17 protein-coding genes are annotated in these 16,995 nt (G+C 42.1%); 4 read left to right on the top strand and 13 right to left on the bottom strand.

Features of this window, described 5'->3' with window-relative positions:
• The 6 genes from AC0VZ9_RS02035 to AC0VZ9_RS02010 form a co-directional block, all read right to left on the bottom strand.
• Positions 1-1,464, bottom strand: coding sequence for a PAS domain-containing sensor histidine kinase (locus AC0VZ9_RS02035; RefSeq protein ID WP_475396987.1), 1,464 nt, complete (start codon positions 1,462-1,464; stop codon positions 1-3).
• 105 nt (positions 1,465-1,569) lie between these two features.
• On the bottom strand, positions 1,570-2,949 hold the full coding sequence (gene rlmD / locus AC0VZ9_RS02030) for a 23S rRNA (uracil(1939)-C(5))-methyltransferase RlmD (protein ID WP_251175361.1): 1,380 nt from the start codon (positions 2,947-2,949) through the stop codon (positions 1,570-1,572).
• 296 nt (positions 2,950-3,245) lie between these two features.
• Positions 3,246-4,181: a diacylglycerol kinase gene (locus AC0VZ9_RS02025; protein WP_251175362.1), complete on the bottom strand. Its 936-nt coding sequence runs from the start codon at positions 4,179-4,181 to the stop codon at positions 3,246-3,248.
• Between the two features lie 254 nt (positions 4,182-4,435).
• Entirely contained in the window at positions 4,436-5,053 is a 618-nt protein-coding gene (locus tag AC0VZ9_RS02020; RefSeq protein WP_009335947.1) for a TetR/AcrR family transcriptional regulator, read from the bottom strand.
• A gap of 59 nt (positions 5,054-5,112) precedes the next feature.
• Complete coding sequence (locus AC0VZ9_RS02015; protein ID WP_009335948.1) at positions 5,113-5,370, bottom strand: hypothetical protein; 258 nt, start codon at positions 5,368-5,370, stop codon at positions 5,113-5,115.
• A gap of 126 nt (positions 5,371-5,496) precedes the next feature.
• Positions 5,497-5,856: a hypothetical protein gene (locus tag AC0VZ9_RS02010; RefSeq protein ID WP_009335949.1), complete on the bottom strand. Its 360-nt coding sequence runs from the start codon at positions 5,854-5,856 to the stop codon at positions 5,497-5,499.
• A 396-nt stretch (positions 5,857-6,252) separates the two neighbouring features.
• On the opposite strand from AC0VZ9_RS02010, the gene plsY reads away from it, so the two are divergent.
• The 3 genes from plsY (at position 6,253) to AC0VZ9_RS01995 (ending at position 8,779) form a co-directional block, all read left to right on the top strand.
• Positions 6,253-6,879: a glycerol-3-phosphate 1-O-acyltransferase PlsY gene (gene plsY / locus AC0VZ9_RS02005; RefSeq protein ID WP_009335950.1), complete on the top strand. Its 627-nt coding sequence runs from the start codon at positions 6,253-6,255 to the stop codon at positions 6,877-6,879.
• 105 nt (positions 6,880-6,984) lie between these two features.
• A complete protein-coding gene (locus AC0VZ9_RS02000; RefSeq protein WP_019380112.1) occupies positions 6,985-7,644 on the top strand; it encodes a DUF421 domain-containing protein in 660 nt (219 codons plus the stop codon).
• A 109-nt stretch (positions 7,645-7,753) separates the two neighbouring features.
• Positions 7,754-8,779 carry an STAS domain-containing protein gene (locus tag AC0VZ9_RS01995; RefSeq protein ID WP_009335952.1) on the top strand — a complete coding sequence of 342 codons (1,026 nt, stop codon included), beginning with the start codon at positions 7,754-7,756 and terminating at the stop codon, positions 8,777-8,779.
• A 177-nt stretch (positions 8,780-8,956) separates the two neighbouring features.
• Here the strand turns inward: AC0VZ9_RS01995 and AC0VZ9_RS01990 are convergent, their stop codons facing one another.
• Positions 8,957-9,709, bottom strand: a complete 753-nt coding sequence (locus tag AC0VZ9_RS01990) for a metallophosphoesterase family protein (RefSeq protein ID WP_009335953.1) — start codon at positions 9,707-9,709, stop codon at positions 8,957-8,959.
• 167 nt (positions 9,710-9,876) lie between these two features.
• Here AC0VZ9_RS01990 and AC0VZ9_RS01985 point away from each other — a divergent pair, with 167 nt between their 5' ends.
• Positions 9,877-10,809, top strand: a complete 933-nt coding sequence (locus AC0VZ9_RS01985) for a manganese-dependent inorganic pyrophosphatase (RefSeq protein WP_192908056.1) — start codon at positions 9,877-9,879, stop codon at positions 10,807-10,809.
• A 31-nt stretch (positions 10,810-10,840) separates the two neighbouring features.
• On the opposite strand, the gene AC0VZ9_RS01980 is transcribed toward AC0VZ9_RS01985, so the two are convergent.
• From AC0VZ9_RS01980 to gatB, 6 genes are all read right to left on the bottom strand, one after another.
• Positions 10,841-11,908 (bottom strand): NAD(P)H-dependent flavin oxidoreductase, encoded by a 1,068-nt coding sequence (locus tag AC0VZ9_RS01980; protein ID WP_009335955.1) that lies wholly within the window; start codon positions 11,906-11,908, stop codon positions 10,841-10,843.
• Positions 11,909-11,927: 19 nt separating this feature from the next.
• Positions 11,928-12,488: a thioredoxin family protein gene (locus tag AC0VZ9_RS01975; RefSeq protein WP_019380116.1), complete on the bottom strand. Its 561-nt coding sequence runs from the start codon at positions 12,486-12,488 to the stop codon at positions 11,928-11,930.
• Between the two features lie 171 nt (positions 12,489-12,659).
• Entirely contained in the window at positions 12,660-13,367 is a 708-nt protein-coding gene (locus tag AC0VZ9_RS01970; protein ID WP_019380117.1) for an ABC transporter permease, read from the bottom strand.
• Positions 13,364-14,212 (bottom strand): ABC transporter ATP-binding protein, encoded by an 849-nt coding sequence (locus AC0VZ9_RS01965; protein WP_009335958.1) that lies wholly within the window; start codon positions 14,210-14,212, stop codon positions 13,364-13,366. The genes AC0VZ9_RS01970 and AC0VZ9_RS01965 overlap by 4 nt, the downstream gene beginning before the upstream one ends.
• A 128-nt stretch (positions 14,213-14,340) precedes the next feature.
• Entirely contained in the window at positions 14,341-15,393 is a 1,053-nt protein-coding gene (locus AC0VZ9_RS01960; protein ID WP_019380118.1) for a LytTR family transcriptional regulator DNA-binding domain-containing protein, read from the bottom strand.
• Between the two features lie 165 nt (positions 15,394-15,558).
• A complete protein-coding gene (gatB, locus tag AC0VZ9_RS01955; protein ID WP_009335960.1) occupies positions 15,559-16,986 on the bottom strand; it encodes an Asp-tRNA(Asn)/Glu-tRNA(Gln) amidotransferase subunit GatB in 1,428 nt (475 codons plus the stop codon).
• Positions 16,987-16,995: the final 9 nt, after the last annotated feature.

Raw genomic sequence — 16,995 nt, 5'->3', positions numbered from 1 at the left:
CTATATACAATCCAATTCCACCATCACCGTAGTGCCTTTGCCTATAACACTTTCAATGGCCATCAAACCTTGATGCTCCTGAATAATCTTATTGCTGACTGTGAGCCCCAAACCGATTCCTTTATCTTTTGTCGTATAAAAAGGGGTCCCAAGATACTTCAGCATTTCACCATCAATGCCTGCTCCTTCATCTTCAAAAGCAATCCTTACACGTCTGCTCTCTATTCTTTCAGCACTAATATATACATTTCCGCCATTTGGCATAGCTTCAATCGCATTTTTTAAAAAGTTGACAAACACTTGCTTCAGCTGGGGAGGTGAGCATAATAGCATGATATCATTCTCAAAATGATTGAGATGGATTTGAACATTGTGAAGCAGTGCCTGCGGATGAAGTACATTAATCGTACTTTCAAGAATGGACATTAAGCTCCCTTTCTCAAACTCAATTGCCTGGGGTTTTGCCAGGGACATGAACTCATTGACAATGATATCAATCCGATCAAGCTCTTCCATAATAATGGATAAATAATCATCCTGTTTTTCCTGATTAACGCTGGATTGGAGCAGTTTTGAGAAACCTTTTAAAGAGGTCAGCGGATTTCTGATCTCGTGTGCAACCCCTGCTGCAAGCTGTCCGATAATGGAAAGGCGGTCCAAATTACGCAAAGCCGCATCATTATTAACTCTGTCTGTTATGTTTCTGCCTACTGCCACAAATAATTCAATCTCTCCTTTATCGTTTAATATAGGAGAAATGCTTGCCTCAACGAAAACGATTTCGCCATTAATGGTATCCATCTTTGTTTCAAGCAGCTGAGGCTCACCCGTTTCCAGCAGCTTTTGACATACCTTGCTAAACTTTTCTCTCTCTTCCTCAGAGTTTATGACAGTGCCGCAGGTCTTCCCAACAAGCTGCACCGGCGAATAACCCAAAACTTTTCTATGAGATGGGGATGCATAGATCAACGTTTGATCCTTTGTGAATACTTTGATCATATCTGTCGTATTCATCGTAATCAAATCGTACAGTTCCCTGGTTTTTCTTAATTCCCTCTCCATGCTTTTAAACTCTGTCATATCCCGGAAGATAGCCAAAACGGCGATGATTTTGCCCTTGGAATTTCTGAAGGGAGAATACGAAACCGATATATCCAGAACCGAACCATCCTGATGATAGCGCTGTGTGATCACATTGCTGTATACTTTCCCAAGCTTGACCAGTTTTATAATCTCCTTCACTTCTTCAGGGTTCTGAAACTCGGTAAACTTTCTGCCAATAACTTGCGCTTCGGTATAGCCAAAAATCACCGTATACATATGATTTACCCTTATAAAACGGTTCTCCATATCAATGATGGCAACCCCATCTGCAGTGCAGTTCAGGAACAAATCGAGTAATTCATCAGGATTGGAATAAATCGACTCACCATCATTGCCAAGTATCGGGAAATCATTGACCAATTAGCTCACCCCATTTAATAACTCTATAAACTATATTTTACAGAATTATAAGAAAAAAAGCAGGGGAATTCTTGAGAGAACCTAAAAAAGCAGCTTCCCAATAGGTCAGCTGCCCTCTTTCCATTCTAATCCAGCGACTGCTTCACAATGCATAGTCTGAGGGAACATGTCCACCGGCTGCACTTCGATTGTCCTGTATCCGCCATCCTCCAGAATACGAAGATCCCTTGCAAGCGTTCCCGGGTTGCAGGATACATAGACGACTTTCTTTGGCTTCATGCTTAAAATGGTTTTCAGCAGAGCTTCATCACAGCCTTTTCGCGGCGGGTCAACGACAAGCACATCTGCGGTGTTCCCCTTTTTATACCAGTCAGGGATTACTTCTTCTGCTTTCCCGACTGCAAATGAAGCATTTGTCATGCCATTTAAATCAGCATTCCGCTTCGCATCCTCAATGGCTTCCGGCACGATTTCAACGCCGAACACTTCTTTTGCTTTCTGTGCCAGAAAAAGAGAAATGGTGCCAATTCCGCAGTACGCATCGATAACCTGTTCTTCTCCGCTCAAATTCGCATATTCCAGTGCTTTATCATATAAAACTTTCGTTTGCTCCGGGTTCACCTGATAAAAGGAGCGGGCGGAAATCGCAAATTTGATATCGCCAATAAAATCATAGATCACTTCTTCACCCCAGAGGACTCGTGTGACATCTCCCATGATCACATTCGTCTTCCTGGGATTCACATTATGGACGATGGATTTAACACCTTCAATGCTTGATGCAATCTCTTCCACAATCCTTTGCTTATGCGGGAGCTCGTTCGTCCTTGTGACAAGGACAATCATCACTTCGCCTGTCACAAGCCCATAGCGCGCCATCACGTGGCGGAGCTCGCCTTTATGCCTGCCTTCATCATAAGCACGGACACCATAGCGTCCGCAAATTTCCTTTACCTTTTGTACAACCTCATCATTTTTTTCCTGCTGGATGAGACATTCCTTCATATCGATGATCTGGTGGGTACGCTGCTGGTAAAATCCGCCGATCAGGCCGCCCTCCTGCTCGCCAATCGGAACCTGCGCTTTATTTCTGTAACGCCAAGGGTCCTTCATGCCGAGAACCGGATGCACCTTGACGCCCTCAAGTTTTCCGATTCTTTCCAGAACATCTCTGACCTGTTTTTCCTTGGCGAGAAGCTGGCCTTCATAGCTCAGGTGCTGCAGCTGACATCCGCCGCACTCCTTATAAATCGGGCAGGGAGCTTCTACTCGGTATGGGCTTCTTTCATATGTCTCGATCAGGCGCCCAAAGCCATATCCCTTATTCACCTTAATCACTTTTACCTTTGCTCTCTCACCGGGAAGCCCATCCGGAACAAATAGAGGATAACCATCCACCTTTGCAACTCCTGCCCCTTCATGGGTCAAATCCTCAAATATAACATCTATATAATCATTTTTTTGAACCGGTAATGTTCTGCTCATCATTTTCTTCCTTTTCAGCTTAATTCCGTGACCTATTTGACTAGACAGATTGTATCACAAAAAAGGGGTGAATACGAAATAGATATGGTGCGGATTTTGAACCTGTATACCCTTTATCATGCCTATTTGAAAAACCCTCCACTCTATTAGCATATTTTCCAGTCTATTTGTAAGCTTACCCTGTCTGTTTGCAGAATCACCCTTCTAATTGCAGTAATACTATTCTAATTGCATCGTTCACAAATTCATGTGTTTTGCAAAATAAAAGCCCGCCCTGTAAGAGAGCGGACTTCCTATTATTCGCGGGAACTTTCCCAATCGGTCGGGCGGTCTTCTTCACGAATCTGATCAATTGGGACAAATACTTCCAAATGCCTGTACAGGTTTACGAATTCAGCAGGAAGCAGCCCGCCAAATTCACCGTCCAGATTGAGCTGGACTTTTTCATTGGACTGTACTTTGATGCGGTTTGCCTGTGTATAGATGACGTTCGGATCTTTTACATGCTCACCCCGGACAGCCATTGTCGCGATCCGGATAAAATCAGCAAGATTGGTTTTCTTTAATATCAGCAGAGAGAATAGCCCGTCATTTATACAGGAATCCGGCGCCAGCTTTTCAAAACCGCCGACTGAATTTGTCAGGCCGACAAGGAAAAGCATAACTTCACCTTCAAAGATTTTCCCGTCAAACTCGATGCTTACTTCGGTTGAACGGATGGAAGGAAGCATTTCAATTCCCTTTAGATAATAGGCAAGCTGGCCAATCATGGTTTTCAGCTTGCTTGGCACCTCGTAAGTCAGCTCTGTCAGCCTTCCGCCACCAGCAATATTAATAAAATATTTATCATTTATGCGGCCAATATCGACAGGTATGGTATCTCCTTTTACAATGATTTCAGCAGCCGCATCCACATCTCTTGGAATATGGAGCGCACGGGCAAAATCATTGGTTGTGCCCGTTGGAATAATGCCGAGGCGAGGACGGTAATCCTGTTCAGCGAGTCCGTTTACCACCTCGTTAATCGTACCGTCGCCGCCTGCTGCAATAACCAGATCGAAGCGGCGTTCAACAGCTGCCCGTGCAGCTTTAATCGCATCTCCTTCACCTGTGGTGGCATGGCATGAGGTTTCATATCCTGCACTCTCCAGCTTTTGCAGAACCTCTGCTAAATGTCTTTTAAAAATTTCCCGGCCTGAAGTCGGATTATAAATAATTCTTGCTCTTTTCATAGCCATCATCCTATTATTGAAATATCTAAACTTAATCCTTATATATTATTCCATCTTTTTACATCATAGCGAATAGTCCACGGCTTAGCAATTATTCACTGCCATCCGTTTCTATTCTATTCACTTCCCGCTATTTTCACAAGTGGTCAGATGCACAAATGAATTATACCCTCATTAGGCAAAAAAGTATCGTAATTAAGTTATATTTCTTGGAGATGTAACTGAAATCGCATTAAGCAGGATGCAATTGAGCATTATTCCTGTTTCAGGTCCTGCAAAACAAGGCTCTTAACATAGTCAATAATGGTTTTATATGGATACTCTTCATTAATTACCCTGTGAAGCATTGCCCCGTCCATAAAAGTCCAGAATAATCCCGATACATGGCTTGGATCTGTATCCGGACGGAATTCCCCGGCAGCCTGCCCTTCCTCCATAATGTCTGTTATCAATTTCAAAAAGAACTTCTTTCCTCGCTCGTTCAGAATTCGATTCAAGTTCTCATCTCTGGAGGAATGCAGCGTAAATTCCAGCTGAACAGTAATTCTATCTTTTCGTTCCTGGCTGAATGGGCTCATATCCCTATACAAATCAAAAAGATATTCCAGTTTCTCTTCCGCAGAAGAGAACTTGGAAATGTTCTCTGCAAGTCTTGCATTAGCTGATTCTGTCTGCTCATTCAAAAGCTCCAGATAGATTTCTTCCTTGCTTTTAAAATAATTATAGATAGCTCCCTTGCTGATTCCTGAATAAGCGACAATGTCATCAATGGTCGCTGCCTGAAATCCCTTTTTGGCAAAGCAGGCCAATGCACCCGCCAGGATCTCTTTCTTTTTCTTCCGCTTATATTCCTCTGATACGATAGGCGACAAGTCTGTCCCTCCATTGTATTTGTTTAGTCTCTGAGAAAATTATTCCCGCGCATTAAACATCAGCAGCACTTTTGACTGATGTCACTTCTTTTCAGAACTTCTTCTATATAAAGGCTGGCATGTTCACTCGTGATTTCTGTATTTTTCTCCGCCAATCCGGCCATTACCAGGTCTTCTTTCACTTTAGCGAGAAATAAATCTCTGATAGCTGCTGAACGGCATGGCTGCATCTGCGCTGCCAAGTCCCAGATCCATTGCTCAAGATGGACGCTCTTGCTCTTTTTTTGCATCTCCTGCGGAACCCGCCTTCTTCCCATATTTCTCACTCCCCAAGCATATTCTTATCTTTTAAAATAAACTGATTAGTCTTTTTATTGTAAGGATTTTTAAATGAATTTTCAAACTTTTCGCACACAAAAAAACTCCTAACTGTCCGTTAAGAGTTAATCCTGATCTATTTGGTTTTTATCCCGGTACATTGTTACTAATCCCCCAATCAGCATAAAGCAGGCAAATGCAATGGGAAACCAGCGCTCAAACCAGGATTCTTTATTGGGAAGTTCTTTGTGTTCCTTGTCCGCTTCTTCCGAAAATCCTCCTGTAATTTGAGCCATAATAAGATTGGTAAACTCATCTTCCCCCGGCATTTCCGGCAGGGAATTTTCCTCCTCGTCCATTGCTTCGAGGTATACTTCCAGGCATTGATCACATATATAGAGATGATCTTCATAGAGTTCACGTTCTGGTTCTGACAGCACATTTTTCACATATTTCCGCCATTCTTCCAATGAAAAATGATCCATGAAAAATCATCTCCTTCCAATGTTCCTGACAGCGTAGCGTCCGGGAGCATGAGAATATCCTGCTGGGTATTGCCGATCGTATAAATCCTGGGTTATATCAGCTTCCCTTATATCTATTCGGATTACATTCTTTCTTTTTGAGTGCCGAAACAATCATAATCGAGAGAATTGAATAATTCAATACATTTTTTATAAAAATCTCCCCCAAAAAGCTTTTATTTCCATATTTTTTCATCGCTTAATATTAAAATAATGATTAATTTCCCGCTTCGAACAAAACCATTATATGGTAAACTGTAAGCGATGACTTCAAAGAGGAGGGCAGTGAACATATTTTTAAATAATGGACAACTCTAAACCATTATTGAATATATTGATTGAAAAAGGATGGTTACGATGACATTTCTTATTTACTTGGCAGCGTACCTGATAGGATCAATTCCTACAGCCTTATTGATCGGCAAATATGCCTTTGGGATCGACATCCGTGATCATGGCAGCAATAATCCTGGTGCGACTAATACACTAAGGGTACTGGGCAAAAAAGCAGCTATCGTGGTTCTGCTGGTGGATGTGGGTAAGGGAGCAGCAGCTGCAGCATTGCCTGTCATCCTGAACGCTGAGACCGATCCGTTAATGGCTGGGATGGTTGCAGTAGCAGGCCACTGCTTTCCGATCTTTGCAGGATTCCGCGGAGGAAAAGCCATTGCAACCACGGCAGGTGTATTGCTTTTAGCAAATATATGGATGTTTTTGATCGCCTACATTTGTTTTGTCGCAGTCATTTACAGAACGAAGTATGTATTTTTTGGCTCTTTATCGGTGGGTGCATCTTTACTTATCTATTCCTTATTTACCGAAGGCACTGAACATGAACTTATCTTTTCTATTTTCCTATTATTTTTGATTTTCCTTCACCGTTCGAATATTAAAAACTTCATTGATAAAAATGAGCCTAAAATCAATGATAAGCGCCTGAAAAATGACCGCATCCCTCCAAGAGACCAAAAAAAACGAGCCTAATCGAAGCCCGGATCCTGCATTCGGGCTTTTTTTATTATTTTCTCACATGAAAGCCGTTCATTAAGCAAATCCTTTGAATAAAAGTGCAGTCAAAGGAGCTTCTATATGTTTTTGATCTTAAAAATATTAAGTCTTTACTTAATCACAATCATGATTATGAGACTGATGGGCAAGTCGACAATTATCCAGATGACTCCTTACGACCTCGTCGCCATCATTATTGTTGGTACAGTTGCCTCTGAGCCTCTTATTAGCACAGAATACTGGCCGACATTAGCAGCATTGGCGATTCTTGTAGGCCTTCATATTCTCTTTTCCTATTTGACTTTAAACCAAATTGGCAACCGATTTTTTCTTGGGGAACCGACAATGCTGATTAAAAACGGTGAAATCCTGGAAGACAATCTGGAAAAATCCCACCTTTCCATGACTCAGCTGCTGTCTATCCTAAGAAGCAAAGGCTATCCAAAAATTGCGGATGTGGATTACGCCATTCTTGAGCCTATCGGTGAAGTGAGCATCATACCGAAAGTGGCCAATACGCCTGTTACCGTCGAACATTTAAATATCTCCATTCAGGATGAGGGCCTCCCTATTGCGGTTATTGTGGATGGGAGGATTCAGGCGCGTAATCTCGAGCTGCTGGGACAGACTAAAGATTGGCTTTTAGAGCAGCTGCGGCAAAACAATTTGAATGAGAAAGATATTATGTACGCTTATGTAAATGAAAAGTCAAAAAAATTGAATATAAATAGACGCAGATAATATTCTAAAATAGGTTTAAGGTTTGAAGTTAAGGGTATATAACATTGGTTACTTACTAGACAAATAAAAAGTTACTTAACTATACATATCAATATCAGGGGGTAATGGTATGACAGAAAATAGCCTAGTGCTTGAAACAAAAATTGATGGTTTTGATTTTAATTGGGACCTTGAAAAAGGTCTGTTTAATTTTGAAGGCGATGATGCGGTCCTATTTTGGATAAAATCTGCCATGAAAAGCTTCTTCGATACGATTGAAGAGATCTCTGGAAAAGAAACATCCAGCCTTGTACTTGAGACCACCGGCTTCAGGCAGGGAATGGTAGTAGGGGAATTCTTCAAGGATTTAAAACTTCCGATAGAAGAAGTGGCTAATATCATACCCAGAATATATGCTTCTGCCGGCTGGGGAAAATTCATAATCACTGATTTAGATCCCGCTGCGAAAACCGCCAGGGTCAGAGCAATTGACAGCTGGGAATATAAGATTAACAAAGAACAAGGGAAAAACGAGTCTGGAACATTCCTGCCGGGACATTTTGCAGGAATCTTTTCCGCTGTGTTTGGCACAAGCCTTTGGTATAAAAAAGCAGCTGACCAGTTGGCCGGACAGGATTATACAGAGCTGGATTACTTCCCTTCAAGCGTTACTGTTGAGGAAAATATACACGCTTTGGCAAGGCGCGAGGAATCAAAAAAAATCAGCGAGCTTGAAAAATTAGTGGAGGACCGGACGATTGAATTAAAGCAGCTTGTTAAAGAAATCTCTTCACCGGTTATTCCAGTCCTGGATGGAATCGTTGTTGTCCCTCTATTGGGAAGATACGATGAATTCCGCTCTGAAGAACTCGTGGATAAAACTCTCCACAGCCTTCCGAAGCACCAGGCAGATTGTCTGATCCTGGACTTAACCGGGTTAAATCAGTCCATCAGTTCCTACACTGTCGAATTCTTAAGCAAGTTGGCCGCTGCAGCTAACCTGATTGGCACCGAAACCATTCTGGTTGGCATTTCACCAGAACTTGGCACAAAGATTACGGAAACTAATTTTAACCTTTCTAAATTTAACTGCTTCACAAACCTGCAGCACGGCATTTATTATGCACTGTCCAAAAAAGGCAGGAAAATCTTTTAATAACGGAAAAAGCTGACTCCTCATTGGGAAGTCAGCTTTTTTGAGTTAAATGTGTACAAATTATCTGTATCGTTAATTTCTGCGGATAAAAATTTTTATGTGCTCATAGCCTTGTTTTAAGTGCGGATAATTTTATTAATGTGCGTACAGGTTATTTTAGTCTGTCTTATCAGTTGATTATACTTTCTTAGGAGCCCCCCTATATTTCGCTTCGCGCAGCTCAAGCGCATAGGCCTCAATATTAGGCATACCCATATCCTTGGCAATGCTTATTTCCTTTTCAATATCATAAGGAATCCGGACAATTTCGATTGAGAAAGGCCCAGCCTCTTTCGATAAGTATTCCCCATGCAAAATTGCATAGGTTGCCTGAGGAATATCCAGGGAATTCCCAACGCTTCCTGTATTGAAAAGCGTCCTATGCGGATGGACCGGTTCAATCAAAGCAGCATGAATATCACCATAGCCGACAACATCCGGAATTAGCCCGTCCTCTCCGGCATTAATATTTTCTGTATTCTCAAACATAGCCAGCTTTTCTTCATAAGAATCCCGCATCGGTACAACCCGATGATAAATGCTTTTAGCGGAAGCATGGTAGAGCCTGACATATTTGCCGCTCATATAAAAATCGTGATGGAATGGCAGAGTTCCCAAATAGGCTAACGCCTCTTCCCCAAGCTGTCTCTGATGCCATCTGCCCTCTTCAAAGTCCAGCGGCTTCTGCATGAAATCATCCCAGTTTCCAAGGAGGACCACTTCACAGGTTTCTTTTATCCGTTCAACGGCTTTAAGGGAGTTTGGCCCCTTTCCTATTAAATCACCTAGGCAGAAAATAATCTCTATTCCGCGTTCGCGGATATTGTCCAGCACCGCCTCCAGAGCTGTGATATTTCCATGAATATCAGAAATTATGGCTACTTTCCCCATGTATGTCTCCCCCTTACTATTCTTATTTAATTTCTCCAAAACATCCAAGCTTCCTCTAACAATTGAAAAAACAAAATTTGATTTTTCCCTGTACCGCCATTACATTAGAAATATGGTAAAATAACAGCATGCCAAAACCAACATTACATATAGAAGGAGTAGGATTTATGTCAAAAGTATTTGTATTCGGACACAAAAACCCAGACACTGACTCAATCTGTTCAGCACTTGCTTATGCAGAATTAAAAAACAAATTAGGCGTTGATGCTGAGCCAATCCGCCTGGGCCAGGTAAATGAGGAAACACAATATGCTTTAAATTATTTTAAAGCTGAAGCTCCCCGTCTTGTTGAGGCAGTTTCCAAAGAAGCAAGCGAAGTAATCCTTGTAGACCATAATGAGTTCCAGCAAAGTGCTGATGATATCAGAGATGTGAAAATCCTTGAGGTTATTGACCACCACCGCATAGCGAACTTTGAAACAAGCGATCCGCTTTACTACCGCGCAGAGCCTGTTGGCTGCACAGCAACTATTCTGAACAAAATGTACAAGGAAAACGGTGTAGAAATCAGCAAGGAAACAGCTGGTTTAATGCTTTCGGCCATCATTTCCGATTCTTTGCTGTTCAAATCTCCAACATGCACAGATCAGGACGTTTCAGCAGCACGCGAGCTTGCTGAAATCGCGGGAGTAAACGCTGAAGAGTATGGTCTGGAAATGCTTAAAGCAGGAGCAGATTTAAGCAAGAAGAGCGTGAAAGAGCTAATCTCCCTTGATGCTAAGGAATTCCAAATGGGCAGCTATAAAACAGAAATCGCACAGGTTAATGCCGTGGACCTAAATGACGTATTAAGCCGCCAGGAAGAATTGGAAGCTGCCATTACTGAAAATATCAATAATAAAGAGCTTGACCTTTTTGTTTTTGTTTTAACTGACATCCTTAACAACGACTCAGTTGCCATTTCTCTTGGCAAAGAAGCTGCAGCAGTTGAAAAAGCTTATGATGTAACACTTGAAAACAACAGTGCCGTATTAAAGGGCGTTGTGTCACGCAAAAAGCAGATTGTACCGCCGCTTACTAACGTATTGGCTGGCAAATAAGACAAAGCAGTGCCGCACTGGGCACTGCTTTTTACTTATCCAATAAAGTTTCTGTCCCCATAACAAGTTTTATCATTAGTTCCTTCACTGTTACTTCTTCAGCCAGTGTCACTCCCTGTCCGGCCCATAATGACATAAACTCCGGCTGCTCCAGCTTGGCTGCCTGTTTTCGAATAGGGGCTGTCATATCATTCTGTAATGGATAAGGCAATGTCTGCAGACCTTTCATCTCTTCCATGAACCTGTTGCGAATTCCTCTTGCAAGCTTTCCGGAAAATGCTTTCGTCACAGCTGTCTGATCTTCCCTTGCATTTAATAGTGCATGTTTGTACAGTGAGTGAGCTCCGCTTTCCCTGCATGTAAGAAAAGCAGTTCCCAGCTGGACTCCTGCTGCGCCAAGCATCATAGCAGCAGCAATGCCGCGGGAATCCATTATTCCCCCTGCAGCAGCCACGGGACAACTGACCGCATCTGCTACCTGTGGTATTAGAGCCATGGAACCAATAAGCCCGCTTTCTTCGCTGCCGAAAGTTCCACGGTGCCCCCCGGCTTCAACCCCCTGAGCAATAATCACATCTGCGCCAGCCTCTTCCCATTCCACTGCTTCTTTTACATTGGTTGCGGTTCCAATAATAATCGTACCCTGTTTCTTTAATTCAGAAATAATGGCAGATTCAGGAATGCCAAATGTAAAGCTGCAAACAGGCACCTGTTCCTCCATCAAAACATCAAGCTGTTTTCTGTATAAAGCAGCATAATTCTTTTCTGGCAGAGAAGGTTTTTCCTTCATACCCAGCTCACTGCTGTATCCGGCGAGTACATCCTCCATGCTGCTGATTTCCTCTGCATCCGCCGAAGCCTCACTATCCGGAACAAAGAGATTAACGCCAAATGGCTTATCTGTCAGATTCCGAATCCGTTTTATATCGTTCCTTATTTCATCTGAACTCATATAGCCTGCGCCCATATTTCCAAGTCCTCCACTATTGGATACCCCGCTGATTAATTGCGGCGTTGTCATCCCTCCAGCCATAGGAGCCTGGAAAATAGGGTATTTTATATCCAGCATCGCTGTTATGGAATTCTGGTTCCAGCCCATTTAAAACATCCTTCCGCCTTTATTTCCCCGAAACAATAGCATCTACTATACTATCAGCAACAAATTGCCAGATCTTAGAATCCTCCTGATAGGAAGCAGTTAGTCTCCTGTACATGCTCATTTGTTTGTCCTTAAAGTCTTCCGCATTCTGTGCGGGGAGCTTACTTCTTCCATCATCAACCATTTCCTGAACCTGTTTGGCACGAGGTCCCCAAACAGCTTTTTCCTTCCCCGCCTCATCTATAAAAATATAAATGGGTATTGCTCTGGATGTTCCGTTAGTCAAATATTGATCCATCAGCTCAAGATTCTGATCCCTTAAAATAAAACGGACTTCCATCCCTGCTTCCTCTGCGATTTTCAGCAGAATCGGATTATTCAGCATCGCATCTCCGCACCAATCTTCAGTGAGTACAATCACTTTCATGCCAGTGTCCTTAAATTCTGCCAATCTTGCTTTCTCTTTATCTGATAAAGAGAAACGATCGTAAATGCCCATCATTTCATCTTTATTTACTTTCATTCCCCCTATGTATTCATGCAGACTCAGCCCTTTTTGGAACCAATCCAGTAATTCCATTAATCAACACTCCTTTTTTCTAAATGACTAATTACTAATTCTGTATGGCTCCCCAGCATTCCTTCTGATTACTGCTGTCTAATTTTGCAGAAAAACATCTTTTCCTGGGAAATTAGACAAAGAGGCTGTCGGCAAAAAACGAAGGCCGGCGAAAAGCGGCCGGCCTTGTCATCAATCCATCATTCGTTTTTTGTATACGGCGACCACTAGAGCAAACACAGCAGCAGTCCATATAATTATTGCCGCCAGATGGGACCATACATCCGATAGGCCAGCCCCCGCTTCAATCTGATTAGCCAAGTCAATGAGCTGCAGATTTGGCAAGTACTCAATAAATATTAAAACTGGATATTTTTCTATAAAAGGGGTCAAGAACGAGCCAAAGGAAAAAATCATCATAATGGGCAAAATAACAACCGATGCTTCCATTACGGATTTTGTCAACAATCCAAGCAATGTGCCAATTCCAATATAAAAGATAGCAGACAGAATAATAGCCATACCAACTATTATTACATTATCAGGATTATAACCAGTTAAAAATGCAGCTATAATGATAACGGCAATGGTGCTAATAAAGCTCAATAAACTTTTCCCGAATAATATCTCCAGGGTACTTGCAGGAGACAGCATAAGTCCCCTTAATGTATTTTTTTCTTTTTCCTCTGCAATTAGTGAGCACTGCACATAAGCTGCTACTAAACTAAAAATCATATTGATGACCATATAATGTGCATCGATTGCCTCAATACCCATGCGTCCATAAATCGCGGCCATAACAAGGGGCAGGAAGACGGTAGTAGAAACATATAAATTTTTCGAAACATCTTTATAATCCTTATATAAGATGGCCATAGATCGTTTCATTGAAAAAGTCATGCTAATTTCCTCCCTGTTACTTCTACAAAAATATCCCCTAAAGTCGGTTCGTTCGAATAGATGGAAACAATTTTATTTCCAGACATGTAATCATACACAGTTTGTGCTCCGCCCGGTCCTTTATCGACAATTACTTTGCTCCCATCGGTCAGCTCAACAGTCAATGTATGATCGGCAAATTTTCGGCGAAGCGCTTTAGGTGAATCCAGCAATTGAATAGCCCCATTATTTAAGAACGCAACGCGGTCACATAGCGTTTCAGCCTCATTCATATCGTGTGTGGTCAAAAAGATCGTGGTTCCTTTTTCTTTTAAGTCTTTTAAGCCTTTATAAATATGTTTTGTATTTACTGGATCAAGTGCTGAAGTCGGTTCATCAAGAAACAGCAGCTCAGGCTGATGCAAGAATGCCCGTGCCAGTGTCACACGCTGAGTCATCCCTTTTGATAGTTTAGAAACAGCCTTCTTCTTATCATCTATTAAATTGACCATGCCCAGAACTTCATCAATCCTCTTATCCGGTACATCATAAAGATCACAGTACAGCTTTAAATTATCATAAATTGTTAAACGGCTATATAAACCGCTATTATCAGTCAGGATTCCGATTTTCTTACGGTATTCTTCTTTCTTCAGATTGGAAGCATTTACCCCAAATACTAAAGCCTCCCCATCTGTCTGGGCTAATTGAGCGGTTAGAATTTTTATGGTAGTTGTTTTGCCGGATCCGCTTGGCCCTAAAAACCCGAAAGTCTCTCCCTTTTTTACATTAAATGATACATTTTCCAGTGCTGGCTGATCTGAAAAGTATTTGGCCAATGATTTGACTTCAATGATATTCTCCATTTTCATCCTCCATGCGGTTTGTTTTCTTATGCATTCATCTTAATTCATAAAGAAAACCCCCACATTATATTCCAGATAAAAAGAGCACTACAGAGGCTGAATGGAGCAATACAGAAGTGGAATGGAGCTTATTTTAACCCCAGCATTTCTTTTAACTCCGCCATTTTCCCTTTTGATAAAGGGATTGATGATTTAGAAGCATCATTGAGCACCAGTGTAAAACTATTCCTTGTCCACGTCACGACCTCCCGGACCTTCTGCAGATTAACAATATAAGAGCGGTGGCATCTGAAGAAGCCATAGGGGTGCAGTTTTCTTTCCAGCTCTGCCAGAGTAAATACACTTGGATACACTTCACCTTTAATAAAAATATTGGATTGGCCATCGCTGCTTTCAATGTAATCAATTTCAGGCGGGTCGAATAATACGATTTTATCGTTCACTTTTGTAGGGACTTTTTCGAAGCGAACAGGCTGTACCGCTGGCGTTTCTTCACTCAGCAGACCGGCATGCTGTTCCTGCGCCGCTGTATCCGGTTCATCCTGTAAAACGTCAAGCTCCAGCAGACCGGTTTCACCAAGCCTATAAACCTTGTTGGTCACTGCAAGCGCACTCTCCAAATTACCAGTTAGTATTAAAACACCTTTCCCATTTTGATTAAGTTTCCTTATCAATTTTATGAAGACACGCTTTGTTTCCAAATCAATATTTTGGTCTGGCTCTTCAAAAATAAACAATGCAGGGTTCTGAAAAAGCATACGGCCAAAATGGACTCGTCTTTTTTGTGAATAGGATAACTTTCTAACCTGCTGATTTCGCTCTGCATCCAGCTGAACAGCACGCAGCCCTTCTTCTATTGATATTTCCGATCCATATAGGTTCTTATAAAAAGAGAAGTTTTCCTTCGCCGTTAATCTTTCATATAGCCCGTCATTTAAGGAGAAGATTCCAATGCCCGTCAAGAATTTGCGTTTGTCTATCGCCGCACTAATTTCATTAACCCTTATTTCTCCATTGGAAATCGGCATTGTCCCCATGAACATACTCAATAATACGTTCCTTACATTTGTATTTGTATGAACTGCTGCGGCCTCGCCCGCAGAGATCTCCAGACTAAATGGAGGAAATACAACTGTATGCTCATCATGCTCTTCTAAATTTGTTATTTTTAAAATGGCCATTTCTAATCACCTGGTTTTTTTAGATTTCATACCTGTAATTATAACGCTGAAGGACATGTAAAATATAGCTTTTCCTGGGAAATAATAGGGGTATTTGTCGAAAGACCGTTTTCTTCAAACAAAAAAGGGGCATGAAACCGAATGATTTCATACCCCGATAAATAGCTATCTTTTCTGAATTTCCTGCTGCAATAATTTGTTGACAAGCGGCGGGTTGGCCTGTCCTTTTGTGGCTTTCATGATTTGGCCGACAAGGAAGCCGATCGCTTTTTGTTTTCCATTTTTGAAATCCTCAATCGATTGCGGATTCGCATCAAGCGTTTCTCCGATAATCTTAAGAAGTGCACCTTCGTCCGAAATCTGAACCAGGCCTTTTTCTTTTACGATTGTTTCCGGATCTCCGCCATTTTCAACCAGTTCTTTGAAAACGGTTTTGGCAATTTTGGAAGAGATGGTGCCATTTTCTATCAGTTTAATCATGCCGGCAAGTCCCTCTGGTGTCAGAGCTATATCTGTCAGCTCTTTTTGTTCAGCATTCAGGTATGCTGACAGTTCACCCATCACCCAGTTGGAAGCCTGCTTTGCGTCAGCTCCTGCTTGGACAGCCGCTTCAAAGAAATCGGATGTTTCTTTCGTGACTGTCAGGACAGCTGCATCATAAGCAGGAAGCCCAAGTTCTTCAATATAGCGGTTCTTTCTTTGGTCCGGAAGCTCAGGGATCTCAGCACGAATGCGCTCTTTCCACTCTTCATCAATATGGATATCAAGCAAATCAGGCTCAGGGAAATAACGATAATCATCCGAACCCTCTTTTACCCTCATTAGAATGGTTGTATTGGTTGCTTCATCATAGCGCAATGTTTCCTGCTGGATTGTACCGCCTGAACTTAAAATCTCTTCCTGTCGTTTCTCCTCATACTCCAGTCCTTTGCGGACAAAGTTAAAGGAGTTCAGGTTCTTAAGCTCTGTCTTTGTGCCAAATTCCTCCTGGCCCACAGGACGAAGGGAGATATTCGCATCACAGCGAAGTGAACCCTCCTCCATTTTACAGTCAGAAACGCCTGTATACTGGATGATGGACTTTAACTTCTCGAGATATGCGTATGCTTCATTTGGCGTGCGGATATCCGGCTCAGACACAATCTCAATCAGCGGGGTACCCTGGCGGTTATAGTCTACAAGAGAATATCCTTTAGCATGAGAGAGTTTTCCTGCATCTTCTTCAAGATGGATTCGCGTAATGCCGATTTTTTTCTTATAGCCGTCGACTTCGATCTCAATCCAGCCATGCTCTCCAATTGGCTTATCGAATTGCGAAATCTGGTAGGCTTTTGGGTTATCCGGGTAAAAATAATTCTTCCGGTCAAATTTGGTGACAGGTGCAATTTCACAATTCAGTGCCATCGCAGCTTTCATTCCGAATTCAACTGCCTTTTTATTAATGACAGGAAGCACTCCAGGGTAGCCAAGATCGACGACCGTTGTGTTGGAGTTAGGCTCTGCCCCAAAATGGTTTGGGCTTGCCGAGAATATTTTTGAATCTGTTTTTAGCTCAACGTGTACTTCAAGTCCAATAACCGTTTCGTATTTCATGAAGTTCCC

Source organism: Cytobacillus sp. QJM3NY_8 (genome assembly GCF_056173585.1).
This window is presented reverse-complemented; position numbering and strand designations above follow the sequence as displayed.